Origin of the sequence: Nocardia mangyaensis (assembly GCF_001886715.1) — a bacterium.
Lineage (GTDB): Bacteria > Actinomycetota > Actinomycetes > Mycobacteriales > Mycobacteriaceae > Nocardia > Nocardia mangyaensis.
Map to the genome: position 1 here is coordinate 5,867,847 of NZ_CP018082.1, position 17,516 is coordinate 5,885,362.

14 protein-coding genes are annotated in these 17,516 nt (G+C 63.3%); 9 read left to right on the top strand and 5 right to left on the bottom strand.

Features of this window, described 5'->3' with window-relative positions:
* Positions 1-35 precede the first annotated feature (35 nt).
* From BOX37_RS26760 to BOX37_RS26775, 4 genes are all read left to right on the top strand, one after another.
* Positions 36-1,673 (top strand): class I SAM-dependent DNA methyltransferase, encoded by a 1,638-nt coding sequence (locus BOX37_RS26760; RefSeq protein WP_071930049.1) that lies wholly within the window; start codon positions 36-38, stop codon positions 1,671-1,673.
* Positions 1,666-2,907 (top strand): restriction endonuclease subunit S, encoded by a 1,242-nt coding sequence (locus BOX37_RS26765; RefSeq protein WP_071930050.1) that lies wholly within the window; start codon positions 1,666-1,668, stop codon positions 2,905-2,907. The genes BOX37_RS26760 and BOX37_RS26765 overlap by 8 nt, the downstream gene beginning before the upstream one ends.
* Entirely contained in the window at positions 2,907-6,116 is a 3,210-nt protein-coding gene (locus tag BOX37_RS26770; RefSeq protein WP_071930051.1) for a type I restriction endonuclease subunit R, read from the top strand. Before BOX37_RS26765 ends, BOX37_RS26770 begins: the two co-directional genes overlap by 1 nt.
* 90 nt (positions 6,117-6,206) lie before the next feature.
* On the top strand, positions 6,207-7,112 hold the full coding sequence (locus BOX37_RS26775) for a hypothetical protein (protein ID WP_071930052.1): 906 nt from the start codon (positions 6,207-6,209) through the stop codon (positions 7,110-7,112).
* A gap of 170 nt (positions 7,113-7,282) precedes the next feature.
* Here BOX37_RS26775 and BOX37_RS26780 read toward each other — a convergent pair whose 3' ends face one another.
* A complete protein-coding gene (locus BOX37_RS26780) occupies positions 7,283-8,272 on the bottom strand; it encodes a DUF3558 family protein (protein WP_167659990.1) in 990 nt (329 codons plus the stop codon).
* 376 nt (positions 8,273-8,648) lie between these two features.
* Between BOX37_RS26780 and BOX37_RS26785 the strand changes: the two genes are divergently transcribed.
* Entirely contained in the window at positions 8,649-11,006 is a 2,358-nt protein-coding gene (locus tag BOX37_RS26785) for an AAA family ATPase (RefSeq protein WP_071930054.1), read from the top strand.
* Positions 11,007-12,040: 1,034 nt separating this feature from the next.
* Here BOX37_RS26785 and BOX37_RS26790 read toward each other — a convergent pair.
* A complete protein-coding gene (locus tag BOX37_RS26790) occupies positions 12,041-13,255 on the bottom strand; it encodes an MFS transporter (protein WP_084761034.1) in 1,215 nt (404 codons plus the stop codon).
* A gap of 95 nt (positions 13,256-13,350) precedes the next feature.
* Between BOX37_RS26790 and BOX37_RS26795 the strand changes: the two genes are divergently transcribed.
* Positions 13,351-14,064: a TetR family transcriptional regulator gene (locus BOX37_RS26795; protein WP_071930056.1), complete on the top strand. Its 714-nt coding sequence runs from the start codon at positions 13,351-13,353 to the stop codon at positions 14,062-14,064.
* A 35-nt stretch (positions 14,065-14,099) separates the two neighbouring features.
* On the opposite strand, the gene BOX37_RS26800 is transcribed toward BOX37_RS26795, so the two are convergent.
* Entirely contained in the window at positions 14,100-15,491 is a 1,392-nt protein-coding gene (locus tag BOX37_RS26800; protein WP_240505057.1) for an MFS transporter, read from the bottom strand.
* A 66-nt stretch (positions 15,492-15,557) separates the two neighbouring features.
* Between BOX37_RS26800 and BOX37_RS26805 the strand changes: the two genes are divergently transcribed.
* On the top strand, positions 15,558-16,220 hold the full coding sequence (locus BOX37_RS26805; RefSeq protein ID WP_276207220.1) for a TetR/AcrR family transcriptional regulator: 663 nt from the start codon (positions 15,558-15,560) through the stop codon (positions 16,218-16,220).
* Here BOX37_RS26805 and BOX37_RS36285 read toward each other — a convergent pair.
* On the bottom strand, positions 16,179-16,472 hold the full coding sequence (locus BOX37_RS36285; protein WP_420811640.1) for a pyridoxamine 5'-phosphate oxidase family protein: 294 nt from the start codon (positions 16,470-16,472) through the stop codon (positions 16,179-16,181). The genes BOX37_RS26805 and BOX37_RS36285 overlap by 42 nt on opposite strands.
* Here BOX37_RS36285 and BOX37_RS35565 point away from each other — a divergent pair.
* Both BOX37_RS35565 and BOX37_RS26815 read left to right on the top strand, forming a co-directional pair.
* Positions 16,374-16,610, top strand: a complete 237-nt coding sequence (locus BOX37_RS35565) for a hypothetical protein (protein WP_240505059.1) — start codon at positions 16,374-16,376, stop codon at positions 16,608-16,610. The genes BOX37_RS36285 and BOX37_RS35565 overlap by 99 nt on opposite strands.
* 75 nt (positions 16,611-16,685) lie before the next feature.
* Positions 16,686-17,078 carry a hypothetical protein gene (locus tag BOX37_RS26815; protein ID WP_071930058.1) on the top strand — a complete coding sequence of 131 codons (393 nt, stop codon included), beginning with the start codon at positions 16,686-16,688 and terminating at the stop codon, positions 17,076-17,078.
* A gap of 7 nt (positions 17,079-17,085) precedes the next feature.
* On the opposite strand, the gene BOX37_RS26820 is transcribed toward BOX37_RS26815, so the two are convergent.
* Positions 17,086-17,505 carry a MerR family transcriptional regulator gene (locus BOX37_RS26820; protein WP_071930059.1) on the bottom strand — a complete coding sequence of 140 codons (420 nt, stop codon included), beginning with the start codon at positions 17,503-17,505 and terminating at the stop codon, positions 17,086-17,088.
* Between the last annotated feature and the right edge of the window lie 11 nt (positions 17,506-17,516).

A 17,516-nucleotide genomic window follows, 5' to 3' on the forward strand; every position in this document is an offset into this window, starting at 1 on the left:
AAGACATTGTCGGACAACGAGGAGAGGAGTCCCGGGTGCCCCCGAGGACGAGGAAAGCCGATGTGGCGCAAGCACCGTCGACCATGAAGGAGCTCAAGGACACGCTGTGGAAAGCGGCCGACAAACTCCGTGGCTCGCTGTCGGCAGCCCAGTACAAGGACGTGATCCTCGGTCTGGTGTTCCTCAAGTACGTCTCAGACGCCTACGACGAACGCCGTGAAGTCCTGCGTACCGAACTCGGTGGCGACGACGTGGATCCCGTGCAACTGGAGATGGACCTCGACGATCCCGACGAATACCAGGGGTACGGGGTGTTCCTGGTCCCCGAGACCGCGCACTGGGACTACCTGTCGAAGTTCGCGAAGGGCCGCAACGAGGCTGGTGCGTCGCCGAAGTCGGTCGGCTTGCTCATCGACGAGGCGATGGACGCGATCATGGCCGCCAACGAGTCGCTGCTCGGTACCCTCCCCCGCATCTACAACCGCGACAACATCGACCAACGCCGCCTGGGTGAGCTGGTCGACCTGTTCAACAGCGCCAAGTTCAGCCGCCACGGCAACCAGAAGGCCCGCGACCTGATGGGCGAGGTCTACGAGTACTTCCTCGGAAACTTCGCCCGCGCCGAAGGCAAACGCGGCGGCGAGTTCTTCACCCCGCCCAGCGTGGTCCGCACGATCGTCGAGGTGCTCGAACCGAGTCGAGGCCGCATCTACGACCCTTGCTGCGGATCGGGCGGCATGTTCGTACAGTCGGAGAAATTCGTCGAGTACCGCCACGGCGATGCCCAGGACCTCGCCGTCTACGGCCAGGAAGCCATCGAGGAAACCTGGCGGCTGGCGAAGATGAACCTAGCCATCCACGGCATGGACAACAAGGGCCTCGGAGCCCGCTGGGGCGATACCTTCGCCCGCGACCAACACCCCAACGTAGCCATGGACTACGTCATGACCAACCCTCCGTTCAACATCAAGGACTGGACCCGCAATATTGAAGACCCCCGCTGGGTCTTCGGCGTCCCCCCGGCCAACAACGCCAACTACGCCTGGATCCAGCATGTGCTCTACAAGTTGGCGCCGAACGGGTCGGCCGGCGTGGTGATGGCGAACGGGTCGATGTCATCGAACTCCAACGGAGAAGGTGACATTCGCGCACGGATCGTGGAGGCGGATCTGGTGTCGTGCATGGTCGCCATGCCCACCCAGCTGTTCCGGTCGACCGGAATTCCGGTGTGTGTGTGGTTCTTCGCCAAGGACAAGAAGGCCGGGCGCGGTGGAGCTATGGACCGGACCGGGGAGGTGTTGTTCATCGACGCCCGCGAGCTCGGGTACATGGTGGACCGGGCCGAGCGGGCATTGTCTGACGGGCCCAACGGGGACATCACGAAGATCGCGGACACCTATCACGCATGGCGAGGGACGCGCTCAGCGGCAGCCAAGGGTTTGAAGTATGAAGATGTCCCAGGATTCTGCAAGTCGGCAACCTTAGATGAGATCAAGGATGCGGAGTACTCGCTGACGCCCGGAAGGTTTGTCGGCGCCGCAGAATCAACCTCCGATCAGGAGCCGCTTCATGAGAAGGTAGAGAGACTGGAAAGCGATCTCAAAAGCGCTCTCGACGAATCTGAACGCTTGTCAGCCAAGGTTCGAGAACAGATCGGGAGGGTTTATGCCTAGGTCACGCTATCGCCTTGGCGACCTTATCGAAGTAAAGCACGGGTTCGCATTTCCCGGACAAGGGTTTAGCGAAGATCCCAGCCTGCCAACCTTGGTCACCCCTGGAAATTTTTCCATTGGCGGCGGATTCAGGGAAACAAAAGCAAAGACATTCGCAGAAAATTACCCTGCCGAGTATGAATTATCAGCGGGTGACCTGATTGTCACTATGACGGATTTGAGTCGCAGCGGCGACACACTTGGATATCCCGCAGTGGTGCCCAGAACTGGCCGATATCTCCATAATCAGCGCATTGGCCTAGTTCGCGTTTCCGACACATCAAAGCTAGACTTGAGCTTTCTCAACTATTATATGAGAACGTCGGCCTATCGAGCGCACATACTGGGTACCGCGACCGGAAGCACCGTTCGCCACACCAGTCCTTCGCGAATCTGCGAATTTATGGCGGACATTCCCGAGTTGGCAGAGCAGCGGGCGATTGCGGAGGTGTTGGGGGCGCTCGATGACAAGATCGCCGCCAACAACCGCACCTCTGCAATTTCCTCAGATCTCGCTGCGACACTGTTCCAATCAGCACTTGGACGTCCCGCTACGACCAGTCTGTCCAGCATCCGCACGCTCTCAGCTGAGCGGGTGCTGACATACGGCGACGGCTACCGTACGAAACGATCCGAGCATGGTGAGCCGGGGATGCGGATTGTGCGTGCTGGCGACATTCGGGATGGCCGTTTGGTACTGAGTGGCGACGACTTCGTCAGCAGCGAGTATTCGCGCAGTGTTGGCGCCAAATCCTGCCAGGCTGGCGACATCGTCCTCACGACCAAAGGCACAGTTGGACGGGTCGCCACCGTCCAGAATGGCATCACGCCCAGCGTGTATAGCCCGCAACTCTGCTACTTCCGAGTGAGCGATGACCAGATGTCGCTGCAGCCGTGGTTTGCGGAGTGGTTTCGCAGCGCTGACAGGATTCGCCAGACTGATATCGCCATGCACAAGAGCGATATGGCACCCTACGTTAACCTCCAGGATATTGGTTCCCTTCAGGTTCCCGTACCTACGGCCGATTCGCACGGGCCGGTAATCGAACAGCTTGGCTCGCTGCACCGACTGGTTCATGGGACCGCACGAGAAAATGAGGTTCTTGCGCGCACTCGCGATGAACTCCTTCCCCTGCTCATGTCCGGAAAGCTCCGCGTCAAAGATGCGGAAAAGAAAGTGGAAGCGATAGCCTGATGAACGAGAATGTCGGTGTTAGCGAGAACCAGCTCGAGCAGATGATGGTCGAGCGGTTGGGGGATTTGCACGGGTGGCAGCCGTTGACTGGCACCGACATTGCCCCTGGTCGGGATCTGGGCCGGGAGTCCTGGCAGGATCTGGTGTTGCAGGGGCGACTGTTGGAGCGGATGCGCCAACTGAATCCCGGCGTGCCGGTGGAGTTTTTGGATCAGGCGCGGGCGGAGGTGTTGGCGCCGAAGTCGCAGGAGGCGATCGAGGAAAACTTTCGGCTGCACCAGATCCTGATCAACGGGTACACCGGGATCAGTTACATCGATCATCTTGGGGTGGAACAGAATCCGACCATCCACTTCATCGGTGGACAGGTCGAGGACAACGAGTTTCTCGCGGTTCGTCAGGTCGATGTCCGCTCGCGCGAGCACCGGCGGCGATTCGATGTGGTGCTCTACCTCAACGGTCTGCCGGTGGTGATCGTCGAGTTGAAGAACCCTGGTTCACAGTCTGCCGACCTGACGTCCGCGCACGCCCAGTTGGCGACCTATCTCGATGAGTTCCCGATGGCGTTCCGGTTCACCGTTCTCACCGTGATCAGCGACGGTGTCACCGCCCGCTACGGCACCCCGTTCACCCCGCTGAACCACTATTCGCCGTGGAATGTCGACGACAGCGGGGAACCGCTGGCGTTCGGTACCCGCATCGAGGACGAGGACGCCGGCATCCAGTTGGAGTACCTGGTCGACGGGGTGCTCCAGACCGAACGATTCCTGCAATTGCAGCGCGACTACGTCGCCTTCGACAAGTCCCCGCAAGGTCTGCAGAAGCGAATTGCCAAGCCGCACCAGTACTTCGCGGTCTCCAAGGCCGTCGGCTGCACCATCGAGGCGATGCGCAGCAACGGCAAGGCCGGTGTCGTCTGGCACACGCAGGGGTCGGGTAAGTCGATGGAGATGGAGCTCTATACCCATCTCGTCGGGACCAAGCCGCAGTTGAAGAACCCGACCATCGTGCTTGTCACCGACCGCACCGAACTCGATGGTCAGCTGTTCGCCGCTTTCTCGAAATCGACACTGCTACAAGAAGACCCGAAGCAGATCGGCAGCCGCGCAGAACTGCGGACCGCGCTCGCGGACCGGCAGACCGGCGGGATCCTGTTCACGACGCTGCAGAAGTTCGGGTTGTCCAAGCAGGAGAAGAAGGAGTCCGGGCTAAAGCACCCGCTGGTGTCGGACCGGCGCAACGTGATCGTGATCGTCGACGAGGCCCATCGCAGCCATTACGACGACCTCGACGGATACGCCGCGCACCTGAAGTCCGCGCTGCCCAACGCGACACTGATCGCGTTCACCGGCACCCCGATCTCGTTCGAGGACCGCAACACTCGCCATGTCTTCGGCGAGTACATCGACATCTACGACCTCGCCCGCGCTGTCGATGACGGCGCGACCGTGCGGGTCGTCTTCGAACCGCGGCTACCCGAGGTGAAGGTCGCCGCAGAGGTCACCGATGCCGAGATCGACGGTGCCGCCGACGCCGCGGTGGTCGGCTTGGACGACATCGAACGCCGCAGCATCGAACAGTCGGTGACCGTGCTCAACGCCCTCTACGGGGCTCCCGAGCGGTTGAAGAAGGTCGCCAAGGACCTCGTCGAGCACTGGAAAAACCGCCGCGCGGTCATGGACGAGTACATCGGCGGCCACGGCAAAGCATTGATCGTGTGCGCCACCCGCGAGATCGCGGCCAACCTCTACGAGCAGATCATCGCGCTCGAACCCGACTGGGAATCGGACGCACTGGAACAAGGCGTGGTCAAGGTCGTGTACTCCGGCAGCGCCAAGGACCCTCAACCGATCCAGAAGCACGTGCGCCGCGAGTCGCAGATCAAGACGATCACCAACCGGCTCAAAGACGAGAAGGACCCGCTCGAGCTGGTGATCGTGCAGAACATGCTGCTCACCGGATTCGACGCCCCGCCACTGCACACCCTCTACCTCGACCGGCCGATCCAAGGCGCGCTGCTTATGCAGACCCTGGCCCGAGTGAACCGAACCTTCGCCGGAAAACAGGACGGCCTTGTCGTCGCGTACGCGCCGATCGCCGACAACCTGGAAGCCGCGCTCAAGGAATACACCCGCACCGCAGGTCGCGAACAGCCCGTCCAATCGACACCTGACCAAGTCATCGAGCTCACCCAGCAATTGGTCGCCCAGCTGGACGCCCTGTGCGCCGGATATCCGTGGTGGACGAAGCTCACCGAAAAGCCGGGGCAGTTCATGCGCGCCGTCACGGGCACCCTCGAGTACCTGCGCGATCCCACCACGCCCGGCAACCAGGTCCCCACCGGTGAGCCGACCCTCGCCGACCGGTTCCGCGACCTCGCCAACCAACTCAGCCGCGCCTGGGCAGTGAGCCGAGGATCGGAAAACCTGACCGACCTGCGACCCAAAATCCAGTTCTACGAACAAGTCCGGGTCTGGATGGCCAAATACGATGCCGAACAACGCAAAGCCGAAGGCCGACCACTACCCGCCGACATCAAACGCGCCCTCGACAAACTCCTCGCCGACTCCACCGCCTCTGGCCAGATCATCGACATCTACGCCGCAGCGGGCATGCCCAAACCGTCCCTGACCGACCTCACCGACGACTTCGCGCAGCAAGCACGCGAAGCCGAACACCCCCACCTGGCCATCGAAGCCCTCCGCGACGCCCTGACCGCCGAGGTCCGCCACACCACCCGCAACAACCTCGTCCGTCAGAAGGCCTTCTCCGAACGCCTGCGCGAACTGATGAACAAGTACACCAACCAACAACTCACCTCAGCCCAGGTCATCTCCGAACTGATCAAACTCGCCCGCGAAGCGGCTAAGGAACGCGACCGCGGCGCGACCTTCAACCCGCGACTGGACGAAGACGAACTCGCCTTCTACGACGCCGTCCATGAAAACGAATCCGCCGTCATCGAATTGGGCGACGACATGCTCGGCGACATCGCCCGCGAGCTGGTCGCCGTGATGAAGCGGGACGTGAAAACCGACTGGACCGTCCGCGACGACGTCCGCGCCAAACTGCGCTCCACCATCAAACGCCTACTCCGCAAGTACGGCTACCCACCGGACAAGCAGATCGCGGCCATTCGCCAGGTCATCGACCAAATGGAGGTACTGGCACCGAAGTACGTGGAGGACAAGCGGCCCGACATGTCGTGAAGTCGTCTGCCAGCCTCAGCATCGAAAACGTGACCATCGAATGTCAGTGTTGCGCAGTAGGATTCACTCAATCGACTCTGAGGAGAAGGTATGTCCCGGCGCCTGGCGGCCGTCATCGATACCATCCAACGCGACTATCACAACGACCCGTCGCTCGAGTCCGAGGCTGCGCGACGCGACCGGGTTCGAACGCTGACCCAGCTTCGGGACCGAATGGCGGCCGAAGCGTGGGAAGCAGCACGAGTTCCGGGAAGCGTGCAGTCCGGCACCGAGGCTGTGGCAGCCGTGCAGGTTGAACTGGTCAGGGCGGAGGACGAGATCATCATGACCGAGATCATCGGCCAGTTGCCCGATCGAGCAGTGCACGACCACTTCGCACGACAGGCGGGCCTGCTTCTGGACGGCGAGATCCCCGTCATGCCGGAGTGTGTGTACGGCGGCTACAAAAGCGCGCAGTACTGGCGAGAACAGCTGGCTGCACGGCAGATTGAGCCGGAAGTCCATTTGCGGGGCGAGGAACCCTTCTACCACGAAGTAGACCCCATCGAAGATGTCGCGCTACCGCCGCGCGTCATCTGGTCGGCGACCGACCACGCGGCGGCCCTCGAGAAGGTTGCCACACAACATCGGCTGGAGCCGGGCCAATGGATAGAGCTGGAGTGGCCACCGCGGGCCAGCCTGTGGAGCGAAGGTTATGCCTACCGCACCACCTTCGAACCCTGCGAGCCACATGCCGAGCTGGACGACAGGGACGAAGCCGATGAGTCCGTGGTCGGGGAGTGCGACGACTGCATCCAGCCCGACTGGTTCGTCGAGGTACCCGCCACTTGGAACTTCACCGCCGAGATGACCCGATTCGAGGTCGCTTTCGATCATGCGGGCGAGGAACAGCACCATGAGGTCGAGCGCGATTCCGTAGAGGTATTCCAGTACAGTGAGCTAGATCCCGCGCAGATTGTCATCGGCACTTGGCGAGCTCGGTCGATGACGCAGTGAGCATGAGTGCCGCTGTGCGGCGTCAAGAACCTGGAAGCTGACCCACATGCGCCTGCGCGGCGAGGAGCAAATCGCGCGCATCGCCACCCGGGCGGCCCCGACAGGCCCGATTTCGTCTCTGACGGTGCGAGTGAGAGCCAAGAAGGGACTCACCCTGTCCGGCGGTCTGGTCAGGGCAGGAGTTTGTAAAGCCGCACCAACTCGGTGCCAATCTGCGTCGCGAGCTCGCACCCGCCCTGCTCGAGGCTGATCCGGATCAACTCGATCATGCGAGCCGTGGAGTCGTATTCGCGGCGCCTTTTCTCGGTGTCGGGGCGGACGGCATCGACACCTATCCAGAGCTGACAGTGGCCGGGGTACCGTCTCATGGAGCTGGGGATGACCCTGGCCGGGAATCCCCCTATCTCCGTGGTGATTTCACCGCTGGAATTCGGGGCGATGAGGGTGTCCTCGGCGTGCAGGTACCCGATGGCGATACGGGAACCGGATTTGTAATAGTCGGCCATCCACCCACAACCCCACGGGACGTAGGTAAGGACCGCAGCCTTGTGGGCCTGGTCGGGCGCGACGAAAGCCGGGATCGCCGCGCAGCTGTCGAGCCGAGCCAGTTTCGTGTCGACGTTGCCGGCGGTCGACCCGATGCGCAGCGGTCGGGTCTTCAACAGCGGGATCGACGCGGTGGCAACGTCGACAGCCTCGGCGCACAAGTCGACCGGCTTGGACAAAACGGCGGAGAAGACGACCCAGCTGATCAGCTGTCGTTCATCGAAATGCGTGGAGGCCGTGCAGAATTCGCCACCAGCATTGTTGTAGGCAACGGTGGTACCAGCGACGTCGATCTTGGTTCCCCACCCCGGTGAGGGAGTTGTCCCGATCGATACCTCCACCTTCGAGATCCCATGGCGAGCCGTGTTCTTCGGGTACCGCGCAGTGCAGGATTCATATTCGCCGTCGGCGCCGATGTAGGAGACAGGCCCCAGCGTCTCTACCGCCGCGCGGTCGAGGTACCCGCAGATGTCCAGCGGACGCAGGGTGTCGAGATAGGCCAGGGTCTGGCGGGCTTTGTCGGGTAGGTACCCCGGATAGTCCGGCGCCGGTACCGGGACTGGCCGACCCTGAGTAGTTGACGAACATCCCGCGAGCGCCAGCAACACCGCCACCAGCAACATAGGAACAAGACGCTTATGCATGCCGGTATCCCCCTGCTTCGCCCCACGGACACATTGCGTGCCCGAACCTTACTGCAGGCCACCGCCGCGACCGTGGTGGCACCGAGACCGAACCATCGGAGCCAGGATGACCGGTTCCCGATAACGCGACCGCCCGGGAGTAGTGCCCGGGTTGTTTCGTCGGTTATTAGTCGATCCCGCAGCCCACCGGATGGTGGGCGTCGGTGCAGCCGTCAGTCAAGGCGCGGACTCCGCTCTGACCCGCTTCATCGCCACAACTTGCTTCGGAATGTCGGAGGCACACCCTAACCTCGGTGCTGACCGTGCGCACCGCGAATCTGTGCATGCACACAACGAACGGGGCCCCATGCTGCTGAAGACCCTCTACGTGAGGTTCTACAAGTCGTTCAACTATGACTACCTGCGAAAGAGCGCTACCAATGCGGTTCCGGATCCGTGGGATGTCCTCGAAGGTGGCCTGTTCTACCCGTTCGTTCGCATCCCGATGGAGAAGCAGATCACGACGGTGGTCGGAGCGAACGAGTCCGGCAAGAGCCAATTGCTCGCTGCGATCAAGTGCCTACTCACCGGCAGTGCCATCGAGCGCCGTGACTTCTGCCGCTACTCCGCATTCTTCTCCGTCGGCAAGGAGATGGCCGTCCCCGAGTTCGGTGCCGAGTTCGGCGACCTCGGCGACGACGACGCCCAAACGATCCGAGCACTGACCGGCTTGGACGCCGACGCCGAGGTCAAAGCGTTCTGGCTCTTTCGTTTCAACAAGCGCACGATCATCTACGTGACCGGCGCGGACGGCGACTGGGTCGAGAAGTCCGTCAACGCCAAGGCTCTGGAAAAAATCACCCTGCCCACGTTCTTCGAGATTGACGCCAAGGTCCCCCTCCCGGACAGCGTGCCCATCGACTATCTGATCGCCCCCAAGTCCTCCAAGACGCTGCGGCCTCGCTCCCGCCTCCTGGGGTTCGTCGAGTCGCTCATAGACAATCCCGACTGGTTCACCTCCAAGGAAACCGTCACTAAGGCCGCGGACTCCCTCACCGGCGTTTACCCCACTTACGAGTCGGGCCGCGACGACGTGTTCCTCCTCTCACGCCTCGATCTGGCCGAGAAGCTGCTCCTCGGGGTGGCAGGCATCGACAAGTCCGCCTTCGAAGAACTCCGCGAAGCCGTCAAGACATCCGAGGGGTACGCGAACGGGCTGGTCGACAAGATGAATGAGCGGCTCGCCAACGCCCTGAACTTCCCCAAATGGTGGTCACAGGACAGCGACTTCTCGCTCTACCTGACCCTGCGCGACTTCGACCTAGTGTTCACAGTGCGTGACCGCACCGGCAGCGACTACTCGTTCAGCGAGCGCAGCGGCGGTATGAGCTACTTCCTCTCCTATTTCGTGCAGTACCTCTCGCACAAGCCCACCGGGGGCCAGGAGATCCTGCTAATGGACGAACCGGACGCCTACCTGTCGATGCTCGGACAGCAGGACCTCCTCGCCATCTTCAGCGACCTCGCCGCCCCCGCCGACCCCGACAAGGCACCCGTGCAGGTCGTCTACGTGACCCACTCTCCCTTCCTGATCGACAAGAACCACGGCGAGCGGATCAGGGTGCTGGAGAAGGGCGACGCTGACGAGGGCACCCGGATCGTCAGCAACGCTGCACGCAACCACTACGAGCCGCTCCGGTCCGCATTTGGCGCTTTCGTCGCCGAGACGACCTTCATCGGCAACTGCAACCTCATGCTCGAAGGACAGGCCGACCAGGTGCTCCTTGCCGGTCTAAGCTCGCTCGCACGCCGCCTCGGCAGCAAGGACGACACCCTAGACCTCAACACCCTTAGCCTCGTCCCAGCCGGGTCCGCCGAGCACATCCCGTACATGGTCTACCTGGCCCGTGGCCGGGACGTAGATACCCCAGCCATCGTCGTCCTCCTTGACAGTGACAAGGAGGGCCAGGACATCGCAGCCGAACTCAAGAAGGGTTACCGCGATCGCCGCCTCATCGATGACGAGTTCGTGATTGGCGTTGGTGACCTGAACGCGGCCACACTCACCCTGTCCACAGACACCTTGCAGGAGACCGAAGACCTCATCCCCGCCGAAGTGGCCGTACTAGCTATCAAGCGGTTCGCTGCGGAAGTCCTCTCCGCACACGACGCCGCAGCGCTGGCGGTGAGCCTGACCAGTATCGAGCCCGATCCGGGACAGAAACTCTTCAGGGCCGCAGAGGCTGCCGCCAAAGCCGCCAGTCCGCACGCTGAACGGCCGCTTCGGCTCGACAAGGTCGGATTCGCGCGGGCCATCCTCGACGTCGTCGAACATGACGCCTCTGACGAACTGCGAACCCGCACGCTCGACAACTTCGCGGTTCTGTTCCGCCGTCTCGACAAGGCCCAGCGCGACGCTATGCGCAAGAACAACCGCGATCGGACCAGCAAGATCCTCAACCGGCTTCGGAAGAACTTCATAAAGGACAACCCAAAGGCGGTCACGCGCCGCGCCGTCGAGGAGTTCCTCGACACCATTCTCGCCCAACTCATCGACACCAGCCCCGAGGCCGAAACGGTCCGCGATGCCGTGCGACGCGTCCGCGCTGACTTCGAACTCCACGAGGAGCCCCACACTCTCGTCGACGACTACGACGGACTGCTTACCCGTCTCGAAGCGCTCGTCTACGAACCGGTTCGACAGGTGCAAGATGACCCAGCTTGATCGCAAAGGCGTTCTGGTCGCACGGGCATACGCTGACAGCCGTGGGCAGCGAGTGGAATCGGCCAGGAGTACGGGCACTCCACGCGCCTTGCGTCAAACACACGCGCAGGCTCACCTGTCGGCCGCCACGACGGACCATATGACCCGACATCGCTGATGATGTGTCGCGTGGGCTGGCCCTAGCCGGAGGGCCAGGCCGCTACGGGCGCGACCCCGACCCACCCCAAGAGCCGAGCCCGATCCCCAATGTCCTGACCTGAGCCCTCTGACGGTATCGCCTACCGTCGCGCAAGCGGACATGGCGACACCGTCAACGCGCACGGCTGTGCACTGCGTGTCCGGCTGAGTTCCGCTTCCTTCAAATCGCCAGTCGCCCAGAGCAGATCCCGAGGTTGCGCGTACCGTCTTCGATGTGCCCCGCCGTGGGTACATCGAAGACGGGTACGGGACCGATCCACACCGGCGGTGCGTCAGTATCAGATCGAATATGAACCTGCAATGACCAGGCGTTTTTCGGTTGCCCATGTTTTGCGTGTCCTGCCGAGGGCACCAACCTGCGACACCATATTTCAGCAGGTCAACACGTTTTCCAGGTCAGCACGCTCCCGCGCGAGGCAACTGCTGGACGCAAAAGACCAGGTGAGGTATTGCAGGTTCGATTCCTGGGTCACGAACCTGCGACCGGAGTTTTCCCTGGTCAGCGAAATCTCAATACGGTCCGCTGGGAGAGCGGCGTCTCCCACTCGCCAGACGTGAACTCGTCGGAGATGCCCCGCCAGCGCGGGCCTGTCAAATATGGTGTTCGCGATTGGTGCGGCGCACCCGCGCCAGAGTCGGCATCCGGCGCTTGCCGGTCGAGCCCAGGAACTACCCAACGAGGCTTCGCGCCAAAACCGCAAGGGCAGTCGGTTGCTCAGCCAGGAGTGCCAGGCGATGTGCCGGGGTGGGCCAGTCGTGAACCGAGAAGGGGGCGGGCACATATCCGCAACCCACCCAGCCATCCATCTAAAATGCGTGCTCACGCCCCGAGACAACTAGGTCATCGCGCGTACCTCGCCATCATCCTCGGCCACTGACGGCGAGAGGACCGACCCTCTAGGGTCGTCGACTCGAAGCGCGAGCAAGCCGACGAGAATCACTCCCGCGATCGCTGCCGCGAGCAGATACCCCGTGGTGATCGAGGTGGCGGCCATGAGCGGTCCGAACACCAGCGGCGACCCGAACTGCCCGGCGAACATGGCGGTGCCCGACAGTGAGGTGGCCTGCCCACGCCGAGACTCGGGTGGGGTATCGCCGATGAGCACGGTGATCACCGGCAGCATCAACCCGTTGCCGAGCCCGAACAGTGCCGACGCGACGAACACCGGCACCGGATGCGCCACTAGGCCGAGCACGGTGAACGCCGCGATCCAGCAGCAGGCGGTGACGCGCAGCAGCGACACGAGTCCGAAGCGTGCGCGGATGCGGGCGTATCCGAGACCTACCGCGATCGCGGCGATCGCCTGCACGACCATGAACAGGGACACGAAGACCGGTGCCGCGATTCCTAGCTGCGCCAAGCGTTGCGGTAGGAATACCGCCAGGCTGTACATCATCAACCCGGTGGTGATCATCAGCCCGTACCAGGCCAGGAGCCCCGGGTATCGGCGCACCAGATCCAACGCCGAACCAGTTGTCGCGGCCACTCGATCTTCTTGTGCGGCAGGTTGTTTCGGAATGACCAGCATGCTCGCGATCCCCAGCGGAATTCCGACGAGGTAGATCGCGAAGGTCGCATGCCAACTGATCCCGCCCAGGATTCCGGCCAGCAGCGGCCAGATCAGCCCCCCGGCGGTCGTCGCGGTGGTGCGCCAGCCCATGAGCTGGTCGCGGCGAGTGCCGGTGGCCATCGAGAGCATCGCGACGGTCGTGCCACTGAAAACTGTGGCCGCACCGACTCCCAGCAGCAATCGGCTGGCGATCAGCAGCGGAAACGAGGTGATCACCAAGCCCGCACCACCAGCCAGCCCGTAGAGAATCAGCCCTGCGGCCAGCGGCACCCGCACTCCCCACCGATCGATCGCGCGCCCGACCAGCGGACTGACCACCGCGATCGCGAACCCGTGCGCGGTGATGATGAATCCCGACGACGTTCCACTGACACCGAGATCGCCACGCATGACTTCGAGGACCGGCATCACGATCGCACCGGCCATCACCCCCAGCGTCGAGGCCCCCAGCATGACTATCAGTTCCGCTCGCCGCCGCATCACACCACCCACTCAGAAAATGTCACTGAGTGTAAAATTACATCCAGGGGCCTTTTGACGGGAAGGGCAGGCCAGCGATTGGTTAAGGTGAATCCGTGAGCGAACGAACCGGCGATGATGTCGTGCAGGTGATTTCGCTGCGCGAACGCAAGAAGCAACGCACCCACCAGCAGCTGGGCGAGATCGCGCTGCGCTTGTTCACCGACGACGGGTTCGACCTGGTCACCCTCGATCGGATCGTGGCCAAGGCCGAGATCTCCAAGCGCACGTTCTTCCGCTACTACGCTTCCAAAGAAGACGTGGCACTCGCTGCGGAAGCCGAGCTGTGGGACGCCTACCTCGACACCTTCACCACCCACACCAACGAGGCCGACACCACGATTCTGGCGACGTTGCAGTCGACGATGATCGCCGCGATCGAGGGCCGCGATGCCGACTGGGAACGCCGGTTCCTGGCCACCCGCCGACTGATCGCCCACCACACCGCGCTGCGCCACCACAGCAACGCGCTCTCTCTCGCCGCTCACGAACGCTTGGTCGATGCCCTCGAATCCCGCACCGGCGCCGACGGACGCGCCGACGTCACCATCCGGCTGCTGCCGGAATTAGCACTTGCCGCCTGGCGCTGCGCGGCCAAGAACTGGGTCCGTGCCGAACGGCACTCCGCCCGCCGCGGCGCCGGTGCCCGCGCTTCGCTCATCGCCCGCGTCGAAGAAGCCTTCGCTGCTCTGCCCGGCGCTCTCACCCTGACCACCGCGCACATCACGGTCGCCGACGCCGATGCTCTCACGCCCCGGTCGACCTCGTGATCGTCCGACTGCGGCGGGCGCGGCACCGTTCACTCCTAGTCGCGCTGAGCGGGCAGCGCCGCCACGATCGCCGCGACCGCGACCATGGCGACTGCGATCAGACAAAAGGCTTGACCGTATCCGTGGTCGGCACCCATGGCTGTGGTGAGCAGCGCCGCCAGGCCGAGGGCTGCCCCGATTTGTTTGGTCATGTTCATCAGCCCAGACGCCGCACCGGCGTCCGCGACAGGTACTCCCGCGTTAGCGGCGGCGGTGAGCGGAGTGTTCAGCAGTCCCGCGCCGACGCTGAAAACGATCGCGGGGCCAAGGATTCCGGTCACGTAGGTGCTGTCGCCGTCGAGCTGGGCTTGCCACACAAATCCTGCCGCGGCCAGTAGCGCACCGCCGGTGATGAGCACCCGGGCCTCGACCCGGCCCATCAACCACGGGGTCACCTGGGTGCCAACGGCGATGGCGACGAGCGTGTGCGGCAGGAACGCGAGCCCGGTCTGCATCGCGGTATAGCCCAGGACGTTCTGCATCGACAACGTCAGAAAGAACCACATCGGATTCAGGCACGCCCCAGCCAACAGCATCGCGAGATTGCCGACCGCCACCGATCGAATCCGCAGCAACGACAACGGAATCAATGGTAGCCGCGCCCATCGCGCCTCGACGATCACAAACAGTGTCAATAGCGCCGCCCCTGCCGCGAGTGCCGATAGGGTCATCGGTGCCGACCAGCCCTGTGCCGCGGCCTCCCCGAAGCCGTACGCGATCGCAGCGAGCCCGCACGTCACCAACACAGCGCCGGGGACACCAAGGCGAACCCGGAACCGAATCGGCGAGTCTGGGGCGATGACGCAGACCGCGGCCACCAGCGCGAGCGCCCCGATGGGCACGTTGATCAGCAAGGTGGCCCGCCACGACCAGAACTCGGTCAGCACACCACCGAGGAGATTGCCTGCCGTCCCGCCGGCCAGGCCGATTGCGGTCCAGACCGCGAGGGCCTTCGTTCGTCGTGGACCTTCGGCAAAGCTCGTGGTGAGAATCGTCAGCGTTGCCGGAGCCAGCACCGCCGCGCCTACCCCTTGGGCAGCGCGGGCACCGATCAGCCACCCCGGCGTCGAGGCCAACCCGCCGACCAGGCTCGCGAGGGTGAACAGCAACAGGCCGGCGAGGAAAACGCGCTTGCGCCCATAGAGGTCGGCCAGGCGACCACCGACCAGCAGCAGGCCCGCGAATACTAGCGCGTAGGCGTTGACCACCCAGCCGAGCCCGGTGTCGGTGAAGCCCAGTGACGTTCGCATCGACGGCAACGCCACATTCACCACCGAGACGTCGAGCACCACCATGAATTGCGCCGCGCACACCACAAATAGCAGCGCGACCGCGCGTGCCGGAACGGCCGTCGTTCTCCCGCCTGTCTCGGGTCGCTGCACAACCACCTCCAAATTGATACAGTTGTATCCGATACATGTGTATCACCGAGATGGTGGTGCCGTCGAGAGGGAATGTCCGTGCCAAGAACCGTGGACCACGCCCAACGGCGGGCCGAAATCGCGGATGCAGTCGTCCGGGCCGCTGCCCGAGACGGGCTACACGCGGTGACGATTCGCGCCGTGGCAGCCGAATCCGGTTCCTCGATACGGTTCGTGCAGTACTACTTCGCCACCAAGGCCGAGCTGCTCACCGGTACGTTGAACCACCTCGAACAACTCAGCCACACCCGATGGCAACAGCGACTCGCGGGCCTGCCCGATCCCCCACCGGCCCGCGCGCTCGTCGAGGCATTCTGCGCCGAAGCCCTACCCACCGACGCACCCAGCCGTGCCTTCCATCTGATCGGCACCTCGTACGCGGTCCTGGCCATGACCGATCCCGAACTCGCGCAACACCCTTTCGTCGCGAACATCGACCGCCTCGAAGGGCGGATCGCTCAGGCACTCGGCCAGGCGCAACGCATAGGCGAACTCGGTGAGGGCATCGAGGTGGCCGCCGAAGCGACCCGGCTGGTCATGCTCACCCACGGACTCGGCACGAGCGTGCTCATCGGCCAGCACAGCGCGAGCAGCGCCGAGGAGGTGGTGTGTTACCACCTCGATCAACTCTTCACCGCGGCAACGTCGCCGGAGTCACCGACCTCGGGCCGTCACGAGCCTGTCGACCCGAACTGACCGACCGGCGGTGCCATCGAGCTCAGGCAGGGACGGACGGGTGCTGCTTCTGGGCCGCATCAGCGGTGACCTTCCAGCAACGGCCTTCGAAGACGGTGACCTCGACCAGGACGACGCCCGCGCCGTGATGTTGGCGACGACCCGTGAATCCTGGTGTGCGAAAAGGAAGATGGTGCCATCGAAGTCCTCGCCGACGTGCAGGACCATGGGGCGACTCACCAGCTGAAAGCGTTCGTCGATGGTGGTGATCATGACGATGTCGAGTTCACGCAGAACTTCGTGCACCGTCTGCACATTTTCCTTTGCCAATGCCTTATCTCCATCCTGCCGACCATTTCGCCACCCTCCGAGGGAGAGCGCACCTATAAAGATGACTCTACTCTTTCGTAACGGTAGAGTGATGATCGGCTGCGGATCGCAGCACTAGGAACTGCCGTCATCGACGTACCTGCTGAACGGAAACCCATGACCCACTTCACCGATCGCTCAGTCCTGCAGCACTTCGGATCACCGGCGGCGTACAACCGCGTCTACCGGGCGGCCGTGTTGCCCGATCCCGCCCAGCTGGTGCTGCAACGCCGATTCGACGCGGGCGGTACGGGTGTGCGCGACGACCTGGTCGATTCCGGTTCGATGGTGCGGATCGACTTCCTGCCCGGCGGCGCTCCCGGAGTGGACGAGACCGACCGGACCGGTGTCGTCGTCGCGACATTGCCCGGACAGGGCGCGGTCTACGTTCTCGCGAAAGACATTTCGTTGCGCGCCGCCTGGCAGACGATCAGGGCGCAGTGGCCTACGACGTTGTCTGGCGTGTGCTCGGCGTTGGCGGACAGCCGCTGGTACAGCGGCCGCCCCTGAAAGCGCCTCAGCGAGTCGCCGAGGGTGCTTCGGCGTCGAGGCGGGTGGTCAACAGGTCGGTGAGTTCCTCGGCGTAGCCGAGCTGGCGGCGGAGATTCTCGCAGCTCGACTCCGCCTTGCCCCGCAGCACATCGAGGGTCGCGCCGGCCTCTCGGCGTGTCTTCGCACTGGAGGTCGGATCCTCCAGCACGTCGAGAGCTTCCAGGAGTTCCTTCATCTCCGCGAGCGTGAAGCCCAGCGGCTTCATCCGGCGAATCACCAGCAGGCGTTGTACATCGGCCTCGGTATAGAGCCGGAAGCCGCCCGCCGATCGCTCCGACGGAGTCACCAGGCCTACGTCGTGGTAATGGCGCACAGTACGAATAGATAGATCGGTGCGTGTGGCGACCTCACCGATCTGCAGGTGCCCGCTCTGCTCGTCATGCATGTTCGACCTCC

Excerpts from the sequence above, each read along its gene's own strand:
- BOX37_RS26770 (WP_071930051.1), top strand. The coding sequence starts at position 2,907 with ATGAACGAGAATGTCGGTGTTAGCGAGAACCAGCTCGAGCAGATGATG.
- BOX37_RS26775 (WP_071930052.1), top strand. The coding sequence starts at position 6,207 with ATGTCCCGGCGCCTGGCGGCCGTCATCGATACCATCCAACGCGACTAT.
- BOX37_RS26765 (WP_071930050.1), top strand. The coding sequence starts at position 1,666 with ATGCCTAGGTCACGCTATCGCCTTGGCGACCTTATCGAAGTAAAGCAC.
- BOX37_RS26785 (WP_071930054.1), top strand. The coding sequence starts at position 8,649 with ATGCTGCTGAAGACCCTCTACGTGAGGTTCTACAAGTCGTTCAACTAT.
- BOX37_RS36285 (WP_420811640.1), bottom strand. The coding sequence starts at position 16,472 with ATGATCACCACCATCGACGAACGCTTTCAGCTGGTGAGTCGCCCCATG.
- BOX37_RS26815 (WP_071930058.1), top strand. The coding sequence starts at position 16,686 with ATGACCCACTTCACCGATCGCTCAGTCCTGCAGCACTTCGGATCACCG.
- BOX37_RS26790 (WP_084761034.1), bottom strand. The coding sequence starts at position 13,255 with ATGCGGCGGCGAGCGGAACTGATAGTCATGCTGGGGGCCTCGACGCTG.
- BOX37_RS26820 (WP_071930059.1), bottom strand. The coding sequence starts at position 17,505 with ATGCATGACGAGCAGAGCGGGCACCTGCAGATCGGTGAGGTCGCCACA.
- BOX37_RS26805 (WP_276207220.1), top strand. The coding sequence starts at position 15,558 with ATGTCCGTGCCAAGAACCGTGGACCACGCCCAACGGCGGGCCGAAATC.